The sequence below is a fragment of the Bacteroides reticulotermitis JCM 10512 genome (genome assembly GCF_000517545.1).
GTDB classification, from domain to species: domain Bacteria; phylum Bacteroidota; class Bacteroidia; order Bacteroidales; family Bacteroidaceae; genus Bacteroides; species Bacteroides reticulotermitis.
On the sequence record NZ_BAIV01000085.1, the window covers coordinates 1 to 1,223 of the forward strand.

Genomic DNA, 1,223 nt, shown 5'->3' on the forward strand with positions numbered 1-1,223 from the left:
TTATGAAGAAAATTATTGTTTTATCAGCTTTAATAATGGGAGGTCTTGCTGCACAAGCACAAGAACAACCTGTAGTTTTAGGTAAATTCGCTGACAACTGGTCTATCGGGATCAACGGTGGCGCAATTACTCCGCTCACTCACAGTGCTATCTTCAAGAATGCCCGCCCGGCATTTGGTTTGGAAGTTTCCAAGCAACTGACTCCTATCTTCGGTGTCGGCCTTATCGGAACAGGATACATCAACACCACAGCCAGTAAGACTGCTATTGATGGATCAGACGTTAGCGCAGTAGGTAAGATCAACTTGATGAACCTCTTCGGTGGTTACAACGGTGTTCCCCGCACATTCGAAATCGAAACCGTAACCGGTGTGGGTTGGTTACACTCCTATGTAAATGGTGATGGTGATGCCAACTCTTGGTCAACACGAGTAGGTTTGAACTTCAACTTCAACTTAGGTGAAGAAAAAGCATGGACCGTAGGTATTAAACCCGCTTTGGTTTATGATATGCAAGGTGATTTCAACCAGCACAAGAGCCGTTTCAACGCTAACAACGCTGGTCTTGAAGTAATGGCCGGTTTGACATACCACTTCAAAGGTAGCAATGGCAAACACCACTTCAGCACCGTTAGACCTTACAACCAAGGTGAAATTGACGACCTGAACGCTCGTGTAAACGATCTTCGTTCACAAGTTAACGACAAAGACGGACAACTCGGTACAGCAGCACAAAGAATCAACGCTTTGCAAAAAGAGCTTGATGATTGCCGCAACAAAGTTCCCGCAGTTCAAACAGTCGTTAAATCCGACCGTGTTCCGGAATCAATCGTAACCTTCAAACAAGGTAAATCAACTGTAGACGTTTCTCAACTTCCGAACGTAGAGCGCGTAGCTTCTTACTTGAACAAGTATCCTACTGCTAAAGTAGTGATCAAAGGATACGCTTCTCCAGAAGGTAGCCTGGCATTCAACGAAAAATTGGCTGCTGCACGTGCCGAAGCTGTTAAGTCTATTTTGGTTAAGAAGTACAAAATCAGTGCAGACCGCATCGTAGCCGAAGGTCAAGGTATTGGTGATATGTTCTCCGAAGCTGACTGGAACCGCGTAAGCATCTGTACAATCGACCACGCTAAATAAGCGGATCGACAGATCGTAAAACAAAGAAAATAGAAAAGGTAACCCCCGAAAGTTGGAAACAGCTTTCGGGGGTTCTTTGTGTTT

General features: G+C 44.9%; 1 protein-coding gene. It reads left to right on the forward strand.

Annotation, left to right across the window (positions count from 1 at the left end; all coding sequences use genetic code 11):
- Positions 1–2: 2 nt before the first annotated feature.
- Positions 3–1,139, forward strand: coding sequence for an OmpA family protein (locus JCM10512_RS21030; protein ID WP_044165926.1), 1,137 nt, complete (start codon positions 3–5; stop codon positions 1,137–1,139).
- The last annotated feature ends 84 nt before the right edge of the window (positions 1,140–1,223 follow it).